We start from the raw sequence: 17,755 nt of genomic DNA, 5'->3' as shown, positions 1-17,755 counted from the left end.
AACCGACTTCTTGCGAATAGGAAGGCCGAGGGTGGCTACGTAGACTTCACCCAGAGCCAAAGCAGTTACAACAAGGCGCCTCGAAAAAGGCGCACGTATGGAGAAACCATGAGTCACTTTCTGGACCGCCTGAAATTCTTCAGCAAGCCGAAGGAAACCTTTTCCAACGGCCACGGCGCGGTTGTGCATGAAGACCGCACCTGGGAAAACGCCTATCGCCAGCGCTGGCAGCACGACAAGATCGTGCGCTCCACGCACGGCGCCAATTGCACGGGTTCGTGCAGCTGGAAGGTGTATGTGAAGAATGGCCTGATCACCTGGGAAACCCAGCAGACCGACTATCCTCGCACCCGCCCGGACCTGCCGAACCACGAGCCGCGCGGCTGCCCGCGCGGCGCTTCGTATTCCTGGTACGTGTATTCCGCCCAGCGCGTGAAGTATCCGATGGTGCGCGGCCGCCTGATGCAGATGTGGCGCGAGGCGCGCAAGACCATGTCGCCAATCGCGGCCTGGGAATACATCAGCCAGGATCCGGAACGCGCCGCCAAGTACAAGAAGGTGCGCGGGCAGGGCGGTTTCGTGCGCGCCGAGTGGGATGAGGTCAACGAAATCATCGCCGCGTCCAATGCGTTCACCATCAAGAAATACGGCCCGGACCGCATCATCGGCTTCTCGCCGATTCCCGCGATGTCCATGGTCAGCTATGCCGCCGGCACCCGCTACCTGTCGCTGATCGGCGGCGTGGCCATGAGCTTCTACGACTGGTACTGCGACCTGCCGCCGTCCTCGCCGCAGATCTGGGGCGAGCAGACCGACGTGCCCGAGTCCGCCGACTGGTACAACTCCACCTACCTGATGGTGTGGGGCTCCAACATCCCGATGACCCGTACCCCTGATGCGCATTTCTACACCGAAGTGCGCTACAAGGGTACCAAGACCGTTGCCGTGTCCTCCGACTTCGGCGAGATGGCCAAGTTCGGCGACATCTGGCTGGCGCCGAAGCAGGGCACCGACGCCGCGCTGGCGATGGCGATGGGTCACGTGATCCTCAAGGAATTCCACGCCACCGGCAAGTCGTCCTACTTCCGCGAGTACGGCAAGCAGTACACCGACTTCCCGATGCTGGTGCTGCTCAAGGAAAAGAACGGCTACCTCGTACCGGATTACTTCCTGCGCGCCTCGCATCTCGCCAACAATCTCGACGAGAGCAACAACCCGGAATGGAAGACCCTGGTCATCGACGAAGCCACGGGCGACATCGTCGCGCCGAGCGGTTCCATCGGTTTCCGCTGGGGCGAGTCCGGCAAGTGGAACCTGGAACTGAAGGAAGGCAAGAGCGGCAAGCCCGTCGATCCGAAACTGTCGCTGATCGACAGCAAGGATGACGTGGCGGCCGTCGGCTTCGCCTACTTCGGCGGCCGCGATGCGAACGACATGCTGCTGCGCAACGTGCCGGTGAAGAAGGTGCAGCTGGCCGACGGGACGACCGCGCTGGTCGCCACCGTGTACGACCTGTCGATGGCCAACTACGGCGTCGACCGCGGCCTGGGCGGCGGCAATGTCGCCACCAGCTATGACGACGACGTCCCCTACACCCCGGCATGGCAGGAGAAGCACACCGGCGTCAAGCGCGCGGACGTGATCACCGTGGCCCGCGAATTCGCCGACAACGCCGACCGCACCCGTGGCAAGAGCATGGTCATTGTCGGCGCCGCGCTGAACCACTGGTACCACATGGACATGACTTACCGCGGCATCATCAACATGCTGATGATGTGCGGCTGCGTCGGCCAGTCCGGCGGCGGCTGGGCGCACTACGTGGGCCAGGAAAAACTGCGCCCGCAGACCGGCTGGACTCCGCTGGCCTTCGCGCTCGACTGGAACCGTCCGGCGCGCCAGATGAACTCCACCTCCTTCTTCTACGCGCACACCAGCCAGTGGCGCCACGAGAAGCTGCACAGCAACGAGATCCTGTGCCCGACGGCGGATGGCGAGTTCTCCAAGATGTCGATGATCGACTTCAATGCCAAGGCGGAACGCCTCGGCTGGCTGCCTTCGGCACCGCAGCTGGAAACCAATCCGCTGGAAGTCACGCGTGCAGCGGAAGCCGCCGGCCTGGATCCGGTGAAATACGCCGTGTCGCAGCTCAAGGATGGCAAGCTGAACCTGTCCTGCGACGATCCGGACAATCCCGCCAACTTCCCGCGCAACATGTTCGTGTGGCGTTCCAACATCCTGGGCAGCTCGGGCAAGGGCCACGAATACTTCCTGAAGTACCTGCTCGGCACGCAGAACGCGCTGATGAGCGAGGAAGAAGGCTGCGTCAAGCCGCGCGACATCAAGGTGCGCCCGGCCGCCGAAGGCAAGCTCGACCTGCTGGTCGTGCTCGACTTCCGTATGTCGACCACCGCGCTGTACGGCGACATCGTGCTGCCCACCGCGACCTGGTACGAGAAGGACGACCTGAATACCTCGGACATGCACCCGTTCATCCACCCGCTGTCCGAAGCCGTGCAGCCGCTGTGGAAGGCCAAATCCGACTGGGAAATCTACAAGGGCATCGCGAAGAAGTTCACCGAGATCGCCGGCGATTACCTCGGCACGCAAAAGGATCTGGTGCTGACCCCGCTGATGCACGACACCCCGGGCGAACTCGGCCAGCCGTTTGATCCGAAGGATTGGCGCGCAGGCGAATGCGAACCGGTCCCCGGCAAGACGATGCCGGCAATGGCAGTGGTCGAGCGCAACTACAAGGATGTTTACAAGAAGTTCACCTCCATCGGCCCCCTGCTGGAAAAGGTGGGCAATGGCGGCAAGGGCATCAGCTGGAAGACCGAGCATGAAGTCGATGTGCTGCGCGGCCTGAACCGGGTGGTGACGGAAGAGGGCGTATCCAAGGGCCAGCCGCGCCTGGAAAGCGCGATCGACGCCGCCGAAATGATCCTGTCGCTGGCGCCGGAAACCAATGGCCATGTCGCGGTGAAGGCCTGGGACGCGCTGTCCAAGATTACCGGCCGCGACCATACGCACCTGGCCATCCCGCGCGAGCACGACAGCATCCGCTTCCGCGACGTGCAGGCGCAGCCGCGCAAGATCATTTCCTCGCCGACGTGGTCGGGCCTGGAAAGCGAAGAGGTCAGCTACAACGCCGGCTATACCAACGTGCACGAGCTGATCCCCTGGCGCACCCTGACCGGCCGCCAGCAGTTCTACCAGGATCACCTGTGGATGCGCGAGTTCGGCGAAGGGCTGTGCGTGTACAAGCCGGCGATCAATACCAAGACCACCGGCCAGATCATGGGCAAGCGTCCGAACGGCAACAAGGAGATTGCGCTCAACTGGATCACGCCGCACCAGAAGTGGGGCATCCACTCGACCTACTCGGACAACCTGCGCATGCTCACGCTGTCGCGCGGCGGGCCGCACGTGTGGCTGTCGGAAATCGACGCCAAGGAAGCCGGCATCGAAGACAACGACTGGATCGAAGTCTTCAACGTCAACGGCACCCTGGTCGCCCGCGCCGTTGTCAGCCAGCGCGTTCCGGTCGGCATGACGCTGATGTACCACGCGCAGGAAAAGATCGTGAACATGCCGGGTGCGGAAACCTCGGGCATGCGCGGCGGCATCCACAACTCGGTGACCCGCGCCGTGACCAAGCCCACGCACATGATTGGCGGCTACGCGCAGCTTTCGTACGGCTTCAACTACTACGGCACCGTCGGCTCGAACCGTGATGAGTTCGTGCTGGTGCGCAAGGTGAAGAAGGTCGACTGGCTGGAAGGGCCGTTGAAAGAGAAGGCGTAATCACACAGTCACCATTCTGGAGCAAACATGAAAATCAGAGCACAAATTGGCATGGTGCTGAACCTGGACAAGTGTATCGGTTGCCATACCTGTTCGGTCACCTGCAAGAACGTCTGGACCAGCCGCGACGGTGTGGAGTACGCATGGTTCAACAACGTCGAATCCAAGCCGGGCGTCGGTTACCCGAAGGAATGGGAAAACCAGGACAAGTGGAACGGCGGCTGGAAGCGCAACAGCGACGGCAAGATCGAGCCGCGCCAGGGCAGCCGGCTGAAGATCCTTTCCAACATCTTCGCCAACCCGAACCTGCCGGCCATCGACGACTATTACGAGCCCTTCACCTACGACTACGAACGCCTGCAGAACGCGCCGCTGTCGGAAACGCCTCCGACGGCGCGACCGGTGTCCGTGATCACCGGCCAGAAGATGGACAAGATCGAATGGGGCCCGAACTGGGAAGACGACCTCGGCGGCGAGTTCGCCAAGCGCAGCAAGGACAAGCTGTTCGACGGCGTGCAGAAGGAAATCTACGGCACCTTCGAGAATACCTTCCTGATGTACCTGCCGCGCCTGTGCGAACACTGCCTGAACCCGGCCTGCGTCGCGTCCTGCCCGTCCGGCTCGGTGTACAAGCGTGAAGACGACGGCATCGTGCTGGTGGACCAGGACAAGTGCCGCGGCTGGCGCATGTGCATCTCCGGGTGCCCGTACAAGAAGATCTATTACAACTGGTCTTCCGGCAAGGCCGAGAAGTGCACCTTCTGCTTCCCGCGCATCGAAGCCGGCCAGCCGACGGTGTGCTCGGAAACCTGCGTGGGCCGTATCCGCTACCTCGGCGTGATGCTGTACGACGCCGACCAGATCGAAGCCGCCGCTTCCGTGGCCGACGAGCAGGACCTGTACGAAGCCCAGCTCAAGCTCTTCCTCGACCCGAACGATCCCAAGGTCATCGAGGAAGCGCGCAAGCAGGGCATCCCGGAATCCTGGCTCGAATCCGCGAAGAAGTCGCCGGTGTACAAGATGGCGATGGAATGGAAAGTGGCTTTCCCGCTGCATCCGGAATACCGCACGCTGCCGATGGTGTGGTACATCCCGCCGCTGTCGCCGATCCAGGCCGCGGCCGAGTCCGGCAAGATGGGAATGAACGGCATCATTCCGGATACCAAGAGCCTGCGCATCCCGGTCAAGTACCTCGCCAACCTGCTCACCGCGGGCAAGGAAGCGCCGGTGGTCCACGCGCTCGACCGCATGCTCGCCATGCGCGCCTACATGCGCGCCAAGTCGGTGGACGGCATCGAGAATCCGGATGTGCTCAAGCAGGTCGGCCTCTCCAAGGGGGAGGTGGAAGAGATGTACCACGTCATGGCCATCGCCAACTATGAAGACCGCTTCGTCATCCCGACCAGCCACAAGGAAATGGTCGAAGACAGCTTCAACGAAAAAGGCTCCTGCGGCTTCAGCTTCGGCAACGGCTGCTCGGACGGTGTGAGCGACCATTCCCTGTTCGGCAAGAAGAAGCAGGGTTCGGTGATCTTCGTCGACATGCCCAAGTCGAGGAAGAAGAAAGAGACGGAGGGCGTGTAGGACGCCTCAGGCAGGGTGGGATGTCCGCCAATCCGTCCCACCTTGCCGTCCGTACCCGACCTTGAATAAGGAAATGACCATGCAACACTTTCAAGTCTTGTCCACCTTGCTGATGTACCCCGACGAGCCGCTGATCGCGGCGCTCGACGAACTGTACGCAGTGCTGGACGCCCGTCCGGAGCTGAAGGCGACGCTGCAGCCGCTGTTCGCCTATCTCGCCGGCGAGGACCTGCTGACGCTGCAGGAAAACTACGTGTCGACCTTCGACCGCAACCCCTCGCACTCGCTGCATTTGTTCGAGCACATCCACGGCGAGTCGCGTGACCGCGGGCAGGCGATGGTCGACCTGATGCAGGAATACGGCAAGCACGGCCTGCAGATGTGCGCCGACGACCTGCCGGACTACGTGCCGCTGTTCCTCGAATTCCTGTCGCAGGTTGACAGCGACGAGGCCGACCGTCTGCTGTCGGACGCCGTGCACGTGCTGGCGCACCTCGGCCGCAAGCTGGCGGGAAACAACAGCCCGTACGCGGTCGTGTTCACCGCCATCGAAGCGCTCAGCCCGGTGCCCGCGGAAGAACTGACCGAGCCGCCGATCCGCGACATGGACGAACTGCTGGAAACGATGGGCCCCGGCGCCGATGGCGTGGAGCCGCTGCTCAACAAGGGGCTGAGCTGCGGATCGAGCGGCGTGCAGCCGATCAATTTCCATCCCAGGCAGCGGCCGCAAGCCGCACCCGCGTAAAGAACCGTAGGGTGGGTAGAGCGCAGCGAAACCCGCCAGGCGCCCCGGCGATCGTCGACGGTGGGTTTCGCTTCGCTCTACCCACCCTACAGGACCGGGAGTGACGCACTACCAAAATAGGAGATACACATGAACTACCTGCATCAATTCATCTTCGGGATCTTCCCGTACATCGCGCTGGCGATCTTCCTGCTCGGCAGCCTGGTCCGTTTCGACCGCGAGCAATACACCTGGAAGTCGGAATCCAGCCAGCTGCTGCACCGCGGTTCGCTGCGCTTCGGGAATATCTGCTTCCACATCGGCATCATCGGCCTGTTCTTCGGCCACGCCGCCGGTCTGCTCACGCCGATCTGGGTATGGGATGCGCTGGGCGTGTCGCACGGCGCCAAGCAGATCATCGCGATGACCGCCGGCGGCGTCATGGGCACGCTGTGCCTGGTCGGCCTGCTGACCCTGCTGGCCCGCCGCTTTGCGAACGACCGCCTGCGCGCCGTCACCAGCATCAAGGACAAGATCGTCCTGCTGTGGATCCTGGCCACGCTGCTGCTCGGCCTGTCCACCATCTTCCTGTCCGCTTCGCACACGGACGGCCACCTGATGACGCTCTTCATGCAATGGGCGCAGCACATCGTCACCTTCCGCGGCGATGCGGCAAGCTTCCTGGCCGAGGCGCCGCTGCTGTTCAAGGTGCACCTGTTCATGGGCATGTCGCTGTTTGTGATTTTCCCGTTCACCCGCCTGGTGCACGTGTGGAGCGGTTTTGCGTCGGTCGGCTACCTGAGCCGCGCCTATCAGCTGGTGCGTCCGCGCTGATTTCACGAGGAGGAGGAGAAAATGGGTATTTCCGTCAACGGCGTCGAGATCACGGATGACGCCATCGAAAAAGAAATTGTCCACCACCAGAGAGCGGAAAACCCATTGAAGGAGACCGTCCACGAGCTGGTTCTGCGCACCCTGCTGCTGCAGGAAGCAGACCGGCTCGGAATGGACGGTGCAGATGAGGACGCCCGCATCGAGGCCCTGTTCGCCCGGGAAGTTCGGGTGCCCGAGGCGGATGAGGCGGCCTGCGAAGCCTATTACCGCAACCACCAGGCGCGGTACACCTACGGCGAACTGGTGGAAGCGCGCCACATCCTGTTCCAGGTCACGCCCGAGGTATCGCTGGAATTCCTGCGCGGTACGGCGGAGGCGGTGCTGGAGGAACTGCAGCGGTGCCCCGAACGCTTTGCCGAAATGGCGAAGACCTATTCGAACTGCCCGTCAGGCGCGCTCGGCGGCAACCTTGGTCAGCTCGCGCGCGGCCAGACGGTGCCGGAATTCGAACGCGTGCTGTTCCGTTTGCAGGACGGCGAGATCGCCAGCCGCCCGGTGGAAACGCGCTTCGGCCTGCACATCTTGCAGGTGATGAAGCATGTCGAAGGCAAGCTGCTGACGTTCGACGCGGTCAAGGCGCAGATCGCGGAAACCCTGATGCAGCAGACCTGGCACCGCGCACTGCACCAATACCTGCAGATTCTTGTGGGGAAGGCGGATATCCAGGGCGTGACGCTGGAAGGGGCGGCGTCGCCACTGGTGCAGTAATGCGGCGCATTGGCGTCGCCCCGAATGGTGGTGCGCTCGTGGGTTTCGCTTCGCTCTACCCACCCTACGGTCCTTTACATTGAACGGTAATTCGAATCGATAACGGACGGTAGGGTGGGTAGAGCGTGAGCGAAACCCACCGTGCTTCCGGTCAGCCGAGCGCGAATCCGCTATCGGTGACGCCGATCAGTTTCAGCGCTTCCGTAGTATCGTTGGCCGTGACTGCCGCCGCGATCGCGCTGCCCTTGGTGATCGAATCCGATGCACTGTTGTACGAAATGCCCTGCTGCACGGCGATGTAGTTGGCCACCGCCGCCTTGTTGTCGAGCAGGTCGGCCACCCAGCCCCAGGTCGCATTCCCCTTGAAGGTGTGGGCCGAGTTGAGCATGGTGCTCACCAGCGATCCCTTGGTTTCGTTGCCGTTGACGAGCTGTTCCGCCCAGTAGTTCACGTCGGCCTCGGCCGGGGCGCTCGCACCGGTCCTTCCAAGCACGTTCTTGTAGATCACTTTCACGAAATCGGCATTCGTCATGCTCGAGGAATAGCCGGTCAAGTCACTGTACTGCACCGCAGCGCTGTAGAAGCTTTCCGCGATGCTGTTGATCGATTGGCCATTCTTGAACTGCGTGATCCAGTAGTTCAGCCCGTCCGCATCCGGCACTCGGTTGAAGAAGGCGACGTACAGTTCCTGCAGCGTTTTGAGGCTGGCGGCCGGGATCGTGGCGGCGTTGGTGCCTATGGTGAGGTCCACCGTCATGTCGGTGAAACGGATCTGCTCGACATTCTTCAGCGTATCGGTGCCGTCCGTGCCCTTGCTGTCCTGCAGCTTGAATCCGCCGGCGATCTTGGTGATGGCGTAGTTGTTCCGTGCGCCGGCCGCAACGACCTTGTCCGTGCCGGCGCCGCCGTCGATGGTGTTGTCGGTCGCGGTGGTGCTCAACTGATCGTCCGAAGCGCCCCCGGTGAAGTACCAGGCAGGGTTTCCCTTGTATTGCTGGGAGGCGAGGTAGCCGCCGACCAGCAGGCCGTCCGGGCCGTAGTATTGCGTGTTCAGGACGCTGTAGCCGTTGTCCGTCTTGTAGAGGTGTCCCGAGCCGAGCATCCATTCATCGCCGGCGGCGACAAAGTCGCTGGCCTTGAGGGTGGTGAAATGGCCGCTGCCGTCGTTGAGCCACACCAGCGGGGTGCTGGCCTTCAGGTTGCCGCCGTTGTACTCGACGCTGAAGTCCATCACGCCGTCGTTGTTGAAGTCGATGACCTTGACCCACATCGCCCACGGGTTGCCCTTCGTCTGGCCCGGCACGGAAGTCATTGCCTCCGCCGCTGTCATGGACTCGGCGGTGACGTCGGTGTACACGTTGTTGCCGTCGTTGCGCAGCAACTGGATGAAGGCGCCGTCGTAGAACGGGCTGCCGTTCGTGCCCACCTGCACCAGGTCCAGCCTGCCGTCGCCGTTGAAGTCCATCTTCTGGATGTCGAGCGCAATATAGGCCGGCAGGCCGGCGGGCGCCGCGAGTTGCGTCATTGCGTCCTGCGAATATTTGCCGCCCTGGTTCCAGAGGATGATGGTCTGGCGCAGCGCATTGAAGGAGGCATTGGCGTCGGCGGTCACCATCAATTCCGGAAGCGCGTCGCCGTTCAGGTCGGTCAGGGTGGCGCCGGGGAAGTTGTGCGAGGTGAGCGTATCGAGGGTCTGGCCGGACTGCACCGGAATATTGGCCTGTGTCGGCGTGAAATTGCCCTTGCCATCGTTGATCAGCATGTAGGGCAGGATTTTTGCCTGCGCGGGGTAGCCGTTGCCGACGAAAATGTCGTTGTCGCCGTCGCCGTCGATGTCGCCGGCGGCTGCGGTGTGGGTGAAGTCGCTCTGTTGCGGCAGGCCGGTCGAGGCGTCGTCCCAGCCACCGTCGGCGCGAGAGAGGTACAGCCTGTTCTGGGCGCCGGGGAAGGGTTCGGTGTCCCAGCCGTGGTCGGCGATATACATGTCCTTGCGGCCGTCGCCGTTGAAATCGGCAAACAGCGCCTTGCGCGGGTGCACACCCACCGCCGTCGTCTTGATCACTGCTTCGCTGGCCGGCGTGAATCCGCCTTTGCCGTCGCCCAGGAAAAGACGGGCCGGCTGCGGGGAATAATTGTTTGACAATCCGGGGTAGAACGAGCCGAGCACCAGCAGGTCGGTCTTGCCATCGCCGTTGACGTCTTCCGTGGTCGGCGTGAACAAGTCTTTCGGCCGGAACGTGGTGTCGGCGGGGGCCAGTTGGATCGCGGTGTAGTAGGAGGACAGAGTCGGCATCGCGGCAGCGGGGGAGTTGATTGCAGGAAAGTTAGTATAACAATAAGCATGCGGGGCGCGGATGGAACGCCGGGCGCGGATTTGCATCGAAACTGCTATCCGGATCGAGACAGCCATTGCATTTTGCGAAGGCGTCCTCATCTATGCGGCTCATGAGGAGGAAATGATCTTGCCAAACGACGCAACACACCGCACGAAGGTAACACCCGGCATCTGGAGCACCGACGATTACATCCGCCGCTGGGCGCGCAGCCATGGCATGGCGTCGGGCGAATGCATCGTCCCGCTGCAAAGCCTGCATGACCAGTGGGTCGCGCGCATCGATTTCGACAAGCAGGGCGAACCGGTGGAACGGATGGCGACAGGCGCGCCGGCGCTTTGCCCCGCCTGACGGGCATACTGCTTTCCTGATCCTGCCGGCGGCGCCGGCGCATGCTGTCAACCAAAGGAGACTCGCAATGGGCCTGCTCGATGGTTTGCTGGGTAACGCGTCGAAGATCGACGCCGCAACGGTGCAACAGGAATTCAGCCGCATCCTCGCTCCCGGAGAGCGGGTAGAACACGTCTACCAGCTCATCCGGGATTATTTCGTGTTTACCGACAAGCGCCTCGTGCTGGTCGACAAACAAGGCCTGACCGGCAGCAAGGTCGAATACCATTCCATTCCCTACCGGAGCATCACGCACTTCAGCGTTGAAACCGCCGGCCATTTCGATCTCGAAGCCGAGCTGAAGATCTGGATATCGGGCGTGCCTGCGCCGATCCAGAAGCAGTTCAACAAGCGGCTGAGCATTTATGAAGTGCAGGCTGTGCTGGCGAGTTACGTCCTGAGGTAGCACGCGAAAGAAGCGCATCTGTCGCGGGAACTGCGCGCGACGAATGAAATCAATGATGCGATTCGGCGAAGTTCGTTATAATCCCGATCCTTTTTGCCTTTCGGCAAAACCAGTTACTTCCCCGCCAAATACACTCTCACGAACGTACGCGTTTCCATACCCGGCCGTCAGTCCGGCCAGGAGCGTGTTTTGGCGGTTGCAGTTGAATTTGCCATTGCCCCTGCAGGCTGCGCATGAACGCGCGCCGGCCATTCCATATGGCGCAAGGTCCGTGGCTGGCTAGATGTGTATTGATGAACAAGAATCTGAAGACTTTGACCTTGTCGGCGCGCGCACCGCGGCCGGCCACTGTTGTAGAGAGTTCGTTGTCCGCACCGGAGTCCGCAGCCGGCGCATCGGCAGAGACAGGCGCAACGCGTGCACCGACCATCGTCGTGCGGCGCTCGCGCCTGGCGGTTCCGCCTGCGCCTCTCAAGCCTGAGGAAGCCAAGCCGGTGGAAGTGAAGACGGAAGAAGCCCAACCGGCGGACGCCGTGACGGCGCCGGCCGCGGAGGAATCGGCTGCCGCGGTCGAGGCAGATGCCGCAAGCACTGCTCCGGCTGCTCCCGCGCCCGTCGTCGTCAGGAAGCGTTCGCGCCTCGTCGCGTCGTTCCAGCCCGAGGCCGCGCCGGCTGCGCCTGTGCCGGTTGTCGAAGCCGCACCGGCGCAGCCCGAACCCGTCGTACCTGCCGCCGACCCGGTACAGCCTGCAGTACAGCCGAAAGGCAAGGTCCGTGTCGTCAAGAAGGCGATCAAGGGCGAAGCGCCTGCGGTCGCGCCTGCAGCCAAGGCTGAGCCGGTTGCACCGGCGCCCGTGCCTGCGCCTGCCGCCGAAAGCATCGAAGCGGCGCCGGCCAGCCGTGCCGGCCGCAAACCCTCGACGGTGGTCCTGGACAGCGAGGAAGTCGCCGAGTGGAACGCCGCCGAATACGCGGAACAGCGCGCGGCAAAGGTGCGCCGCGCGAAGACCGGCGGCAAGCAGGCGGACGAGGGGCTGGACAAGCATCGCAAGCAGCTCGCGGTTCTGATCAAGCTCGGCAAGGAGCGCGGCTACCTGACGCACGCCGAGATCCACGACCATCTGCCCGACGATGTGATCGACAGCGAAACCATCGCCGAAATCATGCAGACCATCGGCGACATGGGCATTTCCGTGGTCGACCAGGCCCCGGACGACGCCTTGCTGCTGCTGTCGGACCGCGTGGTGTCGGCGGCGAGCGACGATGAAGTCGAGGCCGTGGCAGCGACCGCGCTGTCCGGCGACGAAGATTACGGCCGCAGCACCGATCCGGTGCGCATGTACATGCGCGAAATGGCAACGACGCAATTGCTGACCCGCGAAGGTGAGGTCGAGATCGCGCGCCGCATCGAAGACGGCCGCCAGGAAATGATCGGCGCCATTTCGGCGAGCCCCGCGGTGGTGGCCGAGCTGCTGGGACTGGCGGCAAAGATTGAAAAGGGCCAGTTGGGCGTGGACGACGTGGTCGACGGCCTGGTGGAACTGGAGGACGCGGTGCCGGCAGCGGCGCGCGCCGACGACGATGCCGAGGACCTGGACGACGAGGATGAAGACCTGGTCGCCGAAACCGACGACCCGGGCCGCTCCGCCGAGCAGCTGGAACGGATCCGCGCGCTTGCCCTGGCCAAGTTCGCCGCCATCGCGGAGCACGCTGCCAGCGGAAGCGGCGCCGAGGCGATTACGCAGATCATGCTCGGCATCCGTTTCACGCCCAAGACCGTGGACAAGCTGTGCGCCATCGTGCGCCAGCAGATGGACGAAGTGCGCGCGATTGAACGGCAGGTCGCCTTGATCGTGGTGGACCAGTGCGGCATGCCGCGCGAGCGTTTCATCAAGACATTCGCCGACAGCCAGACCGACCTGGAGTGGGCGCAGCGCGAAGTCGACAATGCCTATCCGTACAGCGCGGCGCTTGCGCGGCGGATGCCCGCAGTGCGTGAATTGCAGGCCAAGCTGGCCGATGTCGAGGCACGCGCCGGCCTGCCCTTGAACGAGCTGCGCGACATCAGCAGGCATATGCTTGCCGGCGAGCGCCGCGCAATGGAAGCCAAGCGCGAACTGACGCAGGCCAATTTGCGCCTGGTGATCTCGATCGCGAAGAAATACGTCAACCGCGGCCTGCAATTCCTGGACCTGATCCAGGAAGGCAATATCGGACTGCTGCGCGCGGTGGAGAAGTACGAATACCGCCGCGGCTTCAAGTTCTCGACTTATGCGACGTGGTGGGTGCGCCAGAGCATTTCGCGCGCCATTGCCGACCAGGCGCGCACCATCCGCGTACCGGTGCACATGATCGAGACGATCAACAAGATGAACCGGATCATCCGGCAAATCGTCGTGTCCACCGGGGAAGAGCCGGACGCGGCGACATTGGCGGAGAAGATGGGCATCACCGTGGAACGCGTGCAGGAAGTGCAGCGGATCGCCAAGGAGCCGGCATCGCTGGATGCGCCGGCCGGCGACGACGGCGACGCCATGCTGGGCGACTTCATCAGCGACGACACCACGCTGTCGCCGGAAGCGAGCGCCATGTACACCGGCATGCAGCGCGCCATCCTGGAGGTGCTGGAAGACCTGTCGCCGAAGGAGCAGAAGGTGCTGCGCATGCGCTTCGGCCTCGATACCGTCAGCGACCACACGCTGGAAGAGATCGGCAAGCAGCTCGAAGTCACGCGCGAGCGCGTGCGCCAGATCGAGATGAAGGCCATGGCGAAGCTGCGCCATCCGACGCGCGCGGACAAGCTGCGCGCCTTCCTCGACGGCCGTTAAGCAATATCAGGCCACGGGCGGCCGGTCGTTACTCCGGCTGCTATGTGCGCGCCACTGTGTCGGGCGATCTCTTCCGACCATACGCTGGCGAGTGGCGCGCACCTTCACACCTGGGACTGCAGGCGCCCGCGGCATCCTCATTGTGCACCGGATTACGGGAGCACGATGGTCATCCATCCCACACCGAAGCGGTCCGTCACCATCCCGAAGCAGGGGGAAAAGAAGGTTTTGCCGATCGGCATTTGCACGGTACCTCCTTCCGCAAGCGCCTCGAAGGCCTTGCGTGCGCTCTGCTCGTCGGGAAAATCGACGGACAGCGAAAATCCCTTGAACTCCACCTGGCCCGAGCAATGGCCATCGGAAGCCATGATGGTCGACGATCCGATGCGCAGGCTGGCATGCATGATCTTGTTTTCCGATCCGGGTGCGATGGCGCCCGGCGGCGGCGATTCCGGTGCGTCCTTGAAGCGCATCATTTCCGTCACTTCCGCGCCAAGGACACGGCGATAGAACGCGAATGCCTCTTCGGCGTTGCCGTTGAAGAACAGATAGGGCTGGACTTGCATGGAACTCTCCTCTCGTTGACCTGAAGTTGGTTGTGCAGGATAAGTGGGCCTGCATGGGTACGACGTTCGGGATGCGCGGGAATCGACACGAGCGCGCGGATTTTTTCCCCGTTCGTGAAAAATCGAGTTTCCTCCCGATATTCTTGTACACTCGGCAGCGTTGCCGAAGAACAGACAGGCCGTCCCCATGCCGAACAAGGTCCACATTGCGCTGCTGTTGCCCCTGAGGGGGGTTGTACTTGGCGCGGTCTTGTTTTTTTGCCATGCGCCGCACGCAGCTTCGGCCGAACTGGGCGAGCTGCGCGTCCATTCCTGGCTCGGACGGCAGCTCAAGGCCAGCGCCCCGCTGACGGGCGACGACGCCCGCTCCAGCACGCCGGCCTGCTTCAAGGCGGCGCTCCTGAACCTGAACCGCGAGGTGGTGGCGCCGCTGAAAGTGACGCTGCAGCATTCGGCGAATGCGTCGACGCTCCTGATCTCCGGCGGCAATCCGGTAGACGAACCGGCCGGCATGGTGGCGATTGAGAATACCTGCGGCGCCGGGGAGCGGCGGGAGTACGGGCTGCTGCTCGATGTCGCGCCGCCTACGGTTGCTCCCGCGCTCGAACTTCCGAAGGAAGAAGCGGCGGCACCGGCGCCGCGGAAAGTCCGTGCCACGGAGGCCGCTGTTCCGGCCGCCAAACCGTTCGCCGATATCCTTGTCACCATCAACGAAACCTGGCGCATGAAGCTCGCCTCCATGCTGGTACCGCAAAGGCCCGCCTTCGCAACACCGGCCGGCGCGAGCGAACCCCTGCAACTGAAAGCGGCGCGCGGCCTTGCATCCGGGCAGCGCGAGGGCGGGTCCCGCGTGAGCATGCTCGTGTTCGGCATCCTGTCCGGCCTCGTCCTTGCCGGCGCCGTCCTCTGGCTGGCGCTGCGCCTGCGCGCCATGCGCAAGGCTGAGCAGCCGTGGGCGCCGGTCGATGCGCTACTGGATGCACAGGCTCCCATAGTTCCAAAGAACTATACGCATTAGCTCCACATACCAACTTCCAAGCGCTATCCCTCCCGATACAATGGTTTTCAAGTAAATCCACCGGGGAGTAAGGATGTTAAGCGACCGTTTCGGCCGATCCATCGATTACCTGCGTCTTTCGGTGACCGATCGCTGCGACCTGCGTTGCACCTATTGCATCCCGAAAGGCTTCAAGGGCTTCGAAGAACCGAAGCACTGGCTGACGTTTGACGAGATCGAGCGCCTGCTGTCCGTGTTCGCGCGCCTGGGCACCTCGCGCGTGCGCCTCACCGGCGGCGAGCCGCTCCTGCGCCGCAACCTGCCCGAACTGGCGGCGCGCATCGCGCATCTGCCCGGCATCCGCGATTTGTCCCTGTCGACCAATGCCACCCGGCTAGGACGCCATGCGGCCGCGCTGAAGGAAGCGGGCGTCTCGCGCATCAACGTCAGCCTGGATTCGCTGGACCGCGGCTGCATGGAAAAGATCACCGGCCGCGACAGCCTCGACCAGATCCTCGACGGCATCATGGCGGGCAAGGCAGCCGGGTTCGATCCGATCAAGATCAACATGGTGGCGATGCAGGGCATCAATGAGGGCGAGATCGATGCGATGGTCGAGTTCTGCATCGCGCATGGATTCATCCTGCGCCTGATCGAAGCCATGCCCATGGGAGAGACCGGACGCGGCACCGGCTTCCTCGACCTCGGCCCGGTCCAGGCGCGGCTGGCGGAGAAATTCAGCCTTCAGCCGCAGGCGGTGGAACTGGGCGGCGGGCCCGCGCGCTATCTCGCCACGGCGGACGGCAAGGCCAGTGTCGGCTTCATCACGCCGATGTCGCAACACTTCTGCGCCACCTGCAACCGGGTGCGCCTGTCGGTGGATGGCACGCTCTACCTCTGCCTCGGGCAGGAAGAGAAATTCGAGTTCCGCCCCTTGCTCAGGGACGGCGCAAGCGATCTGGAGCTGGAAGCGGCGATCCGGTCCGCGATCGAACTGAAGCCGCAACAACACGAATTCCGGGAACGGCCTTCCAAGATCGTCCGCTTCATGGCCCAGACCGGGGGATAAGGTGGCCATCATGCAGGACATCGAAAAGTTCATCCGCGGCTTCAGCCGTTTCCAGCAGCAATACCTTGCGGAGCCGGGGCGCTTCGCCAGCCTGCGCGAAGGGCAGAAGCCGGCCACGCTGGTCATCGGCTGCTGCGACTCGCGCGTCGACCCGGCGCTGCTGACCGGCAGCGATCCGGGCGAGCTGTTCGTCATCCGCAACATCGCCAACCTCGTGCCGCCATGCACGCCGGATGCGCCCCCGGGCGTGACCTCGGCGATCGAGTTTGCCGTCTGCGGGCTGGAGGTGGATCGCGTGATCGTGCTCGGCCATGCACGCTGCGGCGGCATCCGGGCGCTGATGTCGCCGCGCCGGATCGCCGAGGAAACCGATTTCGTGGGCCGCTGGATGCGCATCGCCGAACCGGTGCGCGAGCGCGTGCTGCGCGAGTTGCCGCACAAGGACGACCCCAAGCAGCACAAGGCCTGCGAGCTGGCCAGCATCCTCCATTCGCTCGACAACCTGATGACCTATCCGTGGATCAGGCGGCGCGTGGAAGAGGGCAGCCTGATCCTGCATGGCTGGTACTTCGACATCGACACCGGCGCCTTGCTGGCCTATTCGCCGCGCCAGCAGGAGTTCCTGCCGCTCGTCTGCCCCCTTGAGCGGGCCGGAAAGGCGAGCATTGCCGCATAAAAGGCGCATTTCTTTGACCTGGTTGATGGTTTTGCAGGGAAATGCCATTCAATAATGGGACCGCCCCCAGCAACGGACACGCCAATGGCCATCGAACACTTCTTGCCTGCCTGGCAACGACTCTCGACGAAAATCGTCGGCCTGCTGCTGGGCTTCCTGAGCCTGGCGCTGGTGGCCATCGGCACCACGCTGGTGCTGTCCTGGCAGCTGGAGGGCAGCTCGGCCGCCATCAACGAGACCGGCAGCCTGCGCATGCACAGCTACCACCTCAACGTACTGCTGGGCCGGGCGGTCAATGAGCACGCGAGCCTGCAGACCCGCTCTGCCGTGACCGGCAAGCTGCAGGCGATCAACGACGCCTTCAAGCGCCTGCAGCGCGGCGATCCCCAGCGGCCGCTGTTCCTGCCGCCGACCGCGCGCATCCAGAACTCCTTCAAGCAGGTCTCGGCCCGCTGGCACAAAACCATACAGGCGCTCGCCGTGGACGTGATCGGCGACGATCCGCACGTACGCACGGCCGCGTGGCGGCAGTTCCAGGGCGAGGTGGACAGCTTCGTGCGCGATGTCGATGACCTCGTCAAGGCGATCGAACGCGACAGCGAGATGCGCACCTTCTGGCTGCGCGCCTGGCAGATGGCCCTGGTTGCGCTGGCGCTGAGCGGCACGGTCGCCATCATCTACCTGATGTTCCTGCTGATCGTCGAACCCGTCGAGCGCCTGCGGGGCGGCATCGAAAAGATGACGGAAAAGGATTTCAGCGCCCGGCTGACCGTCGA

At 63.4% G+C, this 17,755-nt stretch carries 14 protein-coding genes; 12 read left to right on the top strand and 2 right to left on the bottom strand.

Features of this window, described 5'->3' with window-relative positions; translation table 11 throughout:
* Positions 1 to 108 precede the first annotated feature (108 nt).
* From VFF99_RS10155 to VFF99_RS10135, 5 genes are all read left to right on the top strand, one after another.
* A complete protein-coding gene (locus VFF99_RS10155; protein ID WP_325017479.1) occupies positions 109 to 3,804 on the top strand; it encodes a nitrate reductase subunit alpha in 3,696 nt (1,231 codons plus the stop codon).
* Positions 3,805 to 3,831: 27 nt separating this feature from the next.
* Positions 3,832 to 5,388, top strand: a complete 1,557-nt coding sequence (gene narH / locus VFF99_RS10150) for a nitrate reductase subunit beta (protein WP_325017477.1) — start codon at positions 3,832 to 3,834, stop codon at positions 5,386 to 5,388.
* A gap of 79 nt (positions 5,389 to 5,467) precedes the next feature.
* Positions 5,468 to 6,133, top strand: a complete 666-nt coding sequence (gene narJ / locus VFF99_RS10145) for a nitrate reductase molybdenum cofactor assembly chaperone (protein ID WP_325017475.1) — start codon at positions 5,468 to 5,470, stop codon at positions 6,131 to 6,133.
* A 129-nt stretch (positions 6,134 to 6,262) separates the two neighbouring features.
* Complete coding sequence (narI, locus tag VFF99_RS10140) at positions 6,263 to 6,946, top strand: respiratory nitrate reductase subunit gamma (RefSeq protein WP_325017473.1); 684 nt, start codon at positions 6,263 to 6,265, stop codon at positions 6,944 to 6,946.
* Between the two features lie 21 nt (positions 6,947 to 6,967).
* Positions 6,968 to 7,714: a peptidylprolyl isomerase gene (locus VFF99_RS10135; RefSeq protein ID WP_325017471.1), complete on the top strand. Its 747-nt coding sequence runs from the start codon at positions 6,968 to 6,970 to the stop codon at positions 7,712 to 7,714.
* Between the two features lie 151 nt (positions 7,715 to 7,865).
* Here the strand turns inward: VFF99_RS10135 and VFF99_RS10130 are convergent, their stop codons facing one another.
* Positions 7,866 to 10,007, bottom strand: a complete 2,142-nt coding sequence (locus VFF99_RS10130; RefSeq protein ID WP_325017469.1) for an FG-GAP-like repeat-containing protein — start codon at positions 10,005 to 10,007, stop codon at positions 7,866 to 7,868.
* A 169-nt stretch (positions 10,008 to 10,176) separates the two neighbouring features.
* Between VFF99_RS10130 and VFF99_RS10125 the strand changes: the two genes are divergently transcribed.
* The 3 genes from VFF99_RS10125 to rpoD all read left to right on the top strand — a co-directional run bounded on the left by VFF99_RS10125 (position 10,177) and on the right by rpoD (position 13,671).
* Complete coding sequence (locus tag VFF99_RS10125; protein WP_325017467.1) at positions 10,177 to 10,398, top strand: hypothetical protein; 222 nt, start codon at positions 10,177 to 10,179, stop codon at positions 10,396 to 10,398.
* Between the two features lie 67 nt (positions 10,399 to 10,465).
* Positions 10,466 to 10,843 (top strand): PH domain-containing protein, encoded by a 378-nt coding sequence (locus VFF99_RS10120; protein ID WP_325017465.1) that lies wholly within the window; start codon positions 10,466 to 10,468, stop codon positions 10,841 to 10,843.
* Between the two features lie 293 nt (positions 10,844 to 11,136).
* Entirely contained in the window at positions 11,137 to 13,671 is a 2,535-nt protein-coding gene (gene rpoD, locus VFF99_RS10115; RefSeq protein ID WP_325017463.1) for an RNA polymerase sigma factor RpoD, read from the top strand.
* A 152-nt stretch (positions 13,672 to 13,823) separates the two neighbouring features.
* On the opposite strand, the gene VFF99_RS10110 is transcribed toward rpoD, so the two are convergent.
* Complete coding sequence (locus VFF99_RS10110; RefSeq protein WP_325017461.1) at positions 13,824 to 14,237, bottom strand: VOC family protein; 414 nt, start codon at positions 14,235 to 14,237, stop codon at positions 13,824 to 13,826.
* Between the two features lie 187 nt (positions 14,238 to 14,424).
* Between VFF99_RS10110 and VFF99_RS10105 the strand changes: the two genes are divergently transcribed.
* From VFF99_RS10105 to VFF99_RS10090, 4 genes are all read left to right on the top strand, one after another.
* Entirely contained in the window at positions 14,425 to 15,255 is an 831-nt protein-coding gene (locus VFF99_RS10105) for a hypothetical protein (RefSeq protein WP_325017459.1), read from the top strand.
* Positions 15,256 to 15,328: 73 nt separating this feature from the next.
* Positions 15,329 to 16,303, top strand: a complete 975-nt coding sequence (gene moaA / locus VFF99_RS10100) for a GTP 3',8-cyclase MoaA (protein ID WP_325017457.1) — start codon at positions 15,329 to 15,331, stop codon at positions 16,301 to 16,303.
* 10 nt (positions 16,304 to 16,313) lie between these two features.
* The gene (locus VFF99_RS10095) at positions 16,314 to 16,979 is read left to right on the top strand and encodes a carbonic anhydrase (RefSeq protein ID WP_325017455.1); all 666 of its coding nucleotides are present in this window, start codon (positions 16,314 to 16,316) and stop codon (positions 16,977 to 16,979) included.
* 84 nt (positions 16,980 to 17,063) lie between these two features.
* Positions 17,064 to 17,755: type IV pili methyl-accepting chemotaxis transducer N-terminal domain-containing protein (locus tag VFF99_RS10090; RefSeq protein WP_325017453.1), on the top strand; the 692-nt coding region annotated here is incomplete at its 3' end.

It is taken from the genome of Noviherbaspirillum sp. (assembly GCF_035654295.1).
In the GTDB taxonomy this organism is placed as follows: domain Bacteria; phylum Pseudomonadota; class Gammaproteobacteria; order Burkholderiales; family Burkholderiaceae_D; genus Noviherbaspirillum.
This window is presented reverse-complemented; position numbering and strand designations above follow the sequence as displayed.